Annotated in this window: 6 protein-coding genes; 5 read left to right on the top strand and 1 reads right to left on the bottom strand. The window is 68.7% G+C overall.

Annotation, left to right across the window (positions count from 1 at the left end):
• Positions 1-56: 56 nt before the first annotated feature.
• The 4 genes from ACWTSU_RS01935 (at position 57) to ACWTSU_RS01920 (ending at position 4,846) form a co-directional block, all read left to right on the top strand.
• Positions 57-1,265, top strand: a complete 1,209-nt coding sequence (locus ACWTSU_RS01935) for an amino acid ABC transporter permease (protein ID WP_455138202.1) — start codon at positions 57-59, stop codon at positions 1,263-1,265.
• Between the two features lie 3 nt (positions 1,266-1,268).
• Positions 1,269-2,039, top strand: a complete 771-nt coding sequence (locus ACWTSU_RS01930; RefSeq protein ID WP_455138201.1) for an amino acid ABC transporter ATP-binding protein — start codon at positions 1,269-1,271, stop codon at positions 2,037-2,039.
• Positions 2,040-2,126: 87 nt separating this feature from the next.
• Positions 2,127-2,873 (top strand): transposase, encoded by a 747-nt coding sequence (locus tag ACWTSU_RS01925; protein WP_455138200.1) that lies wholly within the window; start codon positions 2,127-2,129, stop codon positions 2,871-2,873.
• A 44-nt stretch (positions 2,874-2,917) separates the two neighbouring features.
• Positions 2,918-4,846: an NAD(+) synthase gene (locus tag ACWTSU_RS01920; protein ID WP_455138199.1), complete on the top strand. Its 1,929-nt coding sequence runs from the start codon at positions 2,918-2,920 to the stop codon at positions 4,844-4,846.
• A 24-nt stretch (positions 4,847-4,870) separates the two neighbouring features.
• Here the strand turns inward: ACWTSU_RS01920 and ACWTSU_RS01915 are convergent, their stop codons facing one another.
• Positions 4,871-6,088, bottom strand: a complete 1,218-nt coding sequence (locus ACWTSU_RS01915) for a hypothetical protein (protein WP_455138198.1) — start codon at positions 6,086-6,088, stop codon at positions 4,871-4,873.
• 285 nt (positions 6,089-6,373) lie between these two features.
• Between ACWTSU_RS01915 and groES the strand changes: the two genes are divergently transcribed.
• Positions 6,374-6,664, top strand: coding sequence for a co-chaperone GroES (groES, locus tag ACWTSU_RS01910; protein ID WP_455137004.1), 291 nt, complete (start codon positions 6,374-6,376; stop codon positions 6,662-6,664).
• Positions 6,665-6,854 lie beyond the last annotated feature (190 nt).

The raw sequence follows: 6,854 nt of genomic DNA, 5'->3' as shown, positions 1-6,854 counted from the left end.
CCTCTCCCCTCCCTCCCCCCCCCCCCCCCGCACGCATGTAACCCGAAGGAGAAACCATGGGCTCTGCCAACTCCGGCGAGCAGCAGGCGAGAAGGCCGCGGGGCCGCGTGTCCTCGTTCTTCCTCGACGACCACCGCTACGTGCTCCTGGGCACGAGCGCGGTGGCGTTCGTCGGCATGCTGCTCTCGAGCTCCCTGCGTCCCGCCATGAGCTTCCTCGCCCACGCGTTCACGGTGGAGCTCGTCATGTACTACCTGCTCGCGGCGTGGCTCGTCGTGAGCGCGGTGGCGCTCGTCTTCAAGCTCACCCACTGGAGGAGCTACGCCGAGACGTCGCCCTTCGTGCGGCCGGCCGCGCGCCGCGCCCTGCGCTACGCGTCGTACGTGGTGTGGGCCCTCGCGCTCGTCCTCGTGGTCGACCGCCTGGTCCTGGGGTTCGCCTCGTCGTGGGCGGCCGCCACCTCCGCCGCCGACCGACCCTCCGGTGACTTCCTCCAGAACATCATCTGGATGTTCTGGACGAGCCGCCAGACCTACGTCACGGGCATCACCACCACGGTGTCCCTCGCGGTCTTCGGCACGGTGATCGCGTTCTTCCTGGCGCTTCTGCTCGTGTTCTGCCGCATCCAGGCCATCGACCGCCCCGACAACGACTTCGTCCGCTTCTGGAAGGTCGTGGGCACCGGGTTCGCCAGGGTCTACAGCACGGTGGTGCGCGGCACCCCCATGATGGTCCAGGGCCTCATCATCTACTACGGCATCATCGGCCTGATCCAGGCGACGGGCACCTACAGCGGCGCCGAGCTCAACCAGATCTGGTCGCCGTTCAACGCCGGTATCGTGACCATCGCGCTCAACTCGACCGCTTACATGATGGAGGTCCTGCGCGGCGGTATCGCCTCGGTGGACCCCGGTCAGATGGAGGCGGCCCGCTCCCTCGGCCTCTCGCAGTGGCAGGCCATGCGCAAGGTGGTCTTCCCCCAGGGCATCAAGAACTCGATTCCGGGACTCTCCAACGAGCTCGTCATCAACATCAAGGACTCCTCGGTCCTTTCGATGATCAGCGTGTTCGACCTCACGTTCGCGGCGCGCACCATCGGTGGCAACTACTACGACTACTTCCCGGCCTATCTGGTCGCTGCCGCGATCTACCTGGTGCTCACCTCCATCGCCACCACGATCCTCGGCCGGGCGGCCAGGCACTTTGACGTGAAGCCCGAGCCCGTGGGCAGCTCGTCCGACCAGAACCTCGTGGGTGAGGAGTAAGCCATGGCAGAGAACAACCCCGGCGCCGCGACGACCGCCGAGCCCATGATCCGCGTGGAGGGGCTGCGCAAGTCCTTCGGCTCGCTCGAGGTGCTGCGCGACATCAACCTCGAGGTCATGCCCGGCCAGGTGGTCACCATCATCGGGCCCTCGGGCTCCGGCAAGTCCACCCTGCTGCGCTGCCTCAACCTGCTCGAGACGCCCGACGCCGGCCACGTGTGGTTCCACGGTCAGGACCTCGCGGCCGAGCACGTTGACGTGAACAGCCTGCGCGAGAAGATCGGCATGGTGTTCCAGGGCTTCAACCTGTTCAACAACATGAACGTGCTCGACAACTGCACGCTCGCGCCCGTGACGCTCAAGAAGATGGGCAAGGCCGAGGCGCAGGAGGTCGCGCTGCGCCACCTCGAGTCCGTGGGCCTCGCCGACTTCGCGCGCGCCGACGTCAACAACCTCTCGGGCGGCCAGAAGCAGCGCGTGGCCATCGCGCGCGCCCTGTGCATGAGCCCCGAGATCATGCTCTTCGACGAGCCGACCTCGGCGCTCGACCCCGAGATCGTGGGCGAGGTGCTGGAGGTCATGCGCCGCCTCGCCGCGGACGGCATGACGATGGTCGTGGTCACGCACGAGATGGCGTTCGCGCGCGGCGTCTCCGACGAGGTCGTCTTCATGGACGGCGGCGTCATCGCCGAGAAGGGCGCGCCCGAGCGGCTCTTCTCGGCTCCCGAGCAGCCGCGCACCCGCGAGTTCCTCGCCCGCTACCTCGAGGGGTAGTGGAAAAGGGACAGTCCCTTTTCCACATTCCGTCGAGGCGCGCGTGGGTATACATCCCTTGCTCGGCAAAACGTCGAGGGGGGAGACATGCCAAGGACGGCGAGAAGGACGTCAGCGTCCGGGTTCTACCATGTTGTGGTGAGGGGAAACGGTCGGCAGAGCCTCTTTGAGGACGATGCCGACCGTTGCGCGTTTCTCGGGTTGCTCGACCGGGCGGTCGAGGGATCTGGCGTGCGCGTGATCGCGTGGTGCCTCATGGCCAACCACGTCCATCTCGTGCTCGAAGACCCCGAGGGGTCGATGGCCGGCGTTATGAAGTCGCTCGAGACGAGCTATGCGCAGCGCTATAACAAGCGCCACGACCATGTTGGCCACGTCTTTCAGCAGCGCTACTTCAGCTCGCCGATTGAGTCTGAGGCATATCTGCTCGAAGCGGTGCGCTACGTGCACAACAACCCCGCCAAGGCCCGGCTCTGCTCGGCTGAGGAGTACCCGTGGAGCAGCTACCACGAGTACGCGGGGCGCCCGCGGCACGCGGACACCGGGCCGGTTCTTGAGACGCTGGGTGGCCCGGACGCCTTCGCCACGTTCATTCGCGATGACGCGTCGCTCACGTATCGTCCCCCGGTTCGGCCGCGCATCCCGGACGGCGCGGTCGGGGCGGTCGCCGCAGAGGTTCTTGGACCCGTTCGCGCCTCTGACCTCAAGGGTCTGGAGAAACGCGAGCGCGATGCGCTACTCTGTGAATTGCGGGATGCCGGCCTGTCCGTGAGACAGATTGAGCGACTGACCGGCATCGGCAGGGGTATCGTCGAACGCGCCGGCAGGCGCTGATGTGGAAAAGGGACTGTCCCTTTTCCACGTTTGAGGAGGCAGCCATGCGGGACGGGTTCGTGAAGGTCGCGGCGGTGACGCCGGAGGTCCGCGTGGCCGACGTCCGCTTCAACACCGACGCGTGCGCGGAGGCCGCGACGCGCGCCTGCACCGAGGAGGGCGCCGTTGTGGTGGTGCTGCCCGAGCTCGCGCTCACGGGCTACACCTGCGAGGACCTCTTCTGGCAGGACGCGCTGCTCGACGCCGCCGAGGCCGCCCTCGCCGAGTTCGCGGAGCGCACCGCCGACCTCAACGCCCTCCTGCTCGTGGGCGTGCCGGTTCGCGTGAACGCCAAGCTCTACAACTGCTGCGCCGCGGTCTCCGCGGGCACGGTCCTCGGCGTGGTGCCCAAGCGCCACATCCCCACCTACCACGAGTTCTACGAGGGACGCCACTTCGCCCCCGGCACGGCCGACATCGTGCCCATCGACGTGGCGGGCCAGCTCGACGTGCCCTTTGGCACCAGCCAGCTCTTTGCGTGCGAGGAGCTCCCGGAGCTCGTGGTGGCCGCGGAGATCTGCGAGGACCTGTGGGTCCCCGAGCCGCCGTCCGTCGCCCACGCGCAGGCCGGTGCCACGCTCGTCTGCAACCTCAGCGCCTCCAACGCGCTCGTCGGCAAGGCCGACTACCGCCGCAGCCTCGTGTGCGGCCAGAGCGCGCGCCTGGTCTGCGGCTACGTCTACACGAGCGCCGGCACCGGCGAGTCCACGCAGGACCTGGTCTTCTCGGGCCACGACCTGGTCGCCGAGAACGGCCGCCTGCTCGCGGAGGGCAAGCCCTTCGGCGAGGGCATGGCCGTCTCCGAGGTCGACGTGCGCCAGCTCGCGGCCGAGCGCCGGCGCATGTCCACGTTCGAGACCGCGGCCAGCCCGCTCCAGCGCGACTATCGCGTGAGCCGCTTCACGCTGGACGTGCGCCCCACGCGCCTGACGCGCTGGGTGGACCCGCACCCCTTCGTGCCGTCCGACCCGACCCGCCGCGCCGAGCGCTGCGAGGACGTCTTCAACATCCAGGCGCACGGCCTGGCCAAGCGCCTCGCGCACACGCGCTCGCGCCACGCGGTGATCGGGCTCTCGGGCGGGCTCGACTCCACGCTCGCCCTGCTCGTCGCCGTGCGCGCGTTCGACCTGCTCGAGCTGCCGCGCTCGGGCGTCATCACGGTCACCATGCCGGGCTTCGGCACCACCGACCGCACCTATAACAACGCCTGCGAGCTCGCGCGCGCCGTCGGCGCCGAGCTGCGCGAGATCGGCATCGCCGACGCCGTGCGCCAGCACTTCTCCGACATCGGCCACGACGAGTCCGTCCACGACGTCACCTACGAGAACTCTCAGGCCCGCGAGCGCACGCAGATCCTCATGGACGTGGCCAACCAGGAGGGCGGCCTCGTCATCGGCACCGGCGACCTCTCCGAGCTGGCCCTGGGCTGGGCCACCTATAACGGCGACCACATGTCCATGTACGCGGTCAACGTCGGCGTGCCCAAGACGCTCGTGCGCCACCTGGTGCGCTACGTGGCCGACACCTGCGGCGACGACGCCGAGGCGCGCGTGCTGCTGGACGTGCTCGACACGCCCGTCTCGCCGGAGCTGCTGCCAGCGACCGGCGACGGCACGATCGTGCAGCGCACCGAGGACCTCGTGGGTCCCTACGAGCTGCATGACTTCTTCCTCTACGAGGTCCTGCGCCACGGCGCGTCCCCGTCCAAGGTCTATCGCCTCGCCCGCCACGCGCTGGGCGAGAAGTACGACGACGAGACGATCCTCTCGTGGCTCAAGGTCTTCTACCGGCGCTTCTTCGCGCAGCAGTTCAAGCGCAGCTGCCTGCCCGACGGCCCGAAGGTGGGCTCGGCGGCCGTGAGCCCGCGCGGCGACCTGCGCATGCCGTCGGACGCCTGTGCCGCCCTCTGGCTGGACGAGCTCGAGGGGCTGTAGGCGCCGGGGGGGCGGCCCCGCGGGCTATGCGGCCGCCACGGTGAAGACGTAGATGGCGGTGCCGCCGTCGAACCACGTCTCGACCGAGTAGCGCCAGCCCGGCTCCACGGTGAGGGTGACGGCACCGTCCGCGACCTCCCGGTCGTCGACGGACAGGATGTCCTCGTCCACGGCGCCCAGCTCCACGGCCGCTGCCGACCCCGCCTCGCGCGCCGCGGCGGCGAGGTCGCTCTCGCGCCAGCGCACGATGCCGGCCGCGGTGGCGGGTACGTCAAAGCTCACGGTGACCGCGGCGGGGCCGTCGACCGTGGCGCACGGGACGTCCACCCCCTCCACCTGCATGGGGTGCGGCGCGTCCGCGCTGACGGTCCTTCTCGCCCCCTCGGAGTCGTAGCTCCAGGTGTAGCCGCAGGTGAGGGGCGTGAGCGTGACGGAAGCGAGCTCGGTCTGGTACTCGACCGCCGCGCTCGGCGGCTCGGCCGGGTCCCTGGGCGGCCAGAGCTGCGCCACGAGGTCCGCGTACCTCTCGGCGTCCTCGGGCGCGCCCTCCTCGATGACCTCCACCCGGGTGATGCCCGGGTACTGCGCGGGGTAGCTCTCCAGCATGATGCCGTTGCCGGTCACGCGCACGACGTTGCCGGCCGCGAGCTCGGGCGTGCCCTCGGGCAGGGCGGGGAGGTAGGGGCTCTCGGTGGCCTGGTCGACGAAGAGGACCTGGTCGCCGCTCGCCCAGGCGACGAGCGCGGTGCTCACGTCCCCCTCCGCGGGACTACCGTCGGAGACGACGTCGATGAGGTAGTCCGCGCTCCCGTCCTCGAACCGGGCGGAGAAGACGTAGCGCCATCCGGGCTCGACCTCGAGGGTGACGCCCTCGTCGGTGATCGCGGACACGGCAACGGGCTCGTCGGCGTCGGCGCCCTCGGCGCGTCGCGAGACCTCAACCTCCGCGGTGGGCTGCGAGAAGTGCACGCGCACGGTCTCGGTCCCTCCGACCTCGAAGTGCGGGACGCTCCCCTCTGCTGTCGCGGGGTCGACGGCGTCTGCGGTGCCGCCGTCCCACGAGTAGCCGGACACGAGCATGTTGATGCCGACCATCGAGGAGCCGCGCCATCCGCTCTGCATGGTGCCGACGGGCGGCTCCCACGTCTGCTGGGGAGCACGCGACGCCAGCGCGGCCGCAAGGGGCAGGATGAGCACGCAGAAGACGAGCCTTCTCAGGATGGGGGTGACGTGCGCCTTCATGGGTCTGCCCTCCCGTTTGGTTGTAAGGCCATCGTAGCTTGAGCGCATGGCACGCGGGCCGGCCCGTCGGGAGGGTCGGCGAGCGGCGAGCCGCCTGACGCGCGCTCTTCTCGCCTGCGCCCGGCGCCCTCAGAAAATCTAAGTCTCGCGACTAAGATTTTTTCTTGCGCGGTGGTATAAGTCCGTGCGGCTGGGTATGATTCTGAACGTTGGATTGAGCGGCGCACGCAAAGCGCCGTCGGAACGCGCGCCCCGCGCGGGCGCCCAAGAAGGAGGATCCTGAACATGACTCTGAAGCCGCTTGGTGACCGCGTCCTCGTCAAGCCCGCCCCCAAGGAGGAGAAGACCTCCACGGGCCTCTACATCTCGAGCGGTGCCCAGGAGAAGCCGCAGCGCGGCGAGGTCATCGCCGTGGGCGCCGGCAAGGTCAACGACAAGGGCGAGCGTGTCGCCCTGGACGTGAAGGCCGGCGACCAGGTCTTCTATGGCAAGTTCGGCGGCAACGAGGTGAAGATCGACGGCGAGGACTACCTGCTGCTCCGCGCCGACGACATCTACGCCATCATCGAGGACTAACTCCCGGTGTGGAAAAGGGATAGTCCCTTTTCCACCCTTGCTCGCAACGTGGAAAAGGGACAGTCACTTTTCCACAATCGGAAAGAATTAAGCAATGGCTAAGGACATCGTTTTCGGCACAGACGCTCGCGCCCAGCTCGCCAAGGGAGTAAACACACTGGCTGACGTCGTAACCACCAAAAGGGGCCAC

This window comes from Thermophilibacter sp., assembly GCF_966187215.1.
The sequence above is the reverse complement of the archived record's forward strand: the minus strand, read 5'-3'. Positions and strand labels throughout refer to the sequence as shown.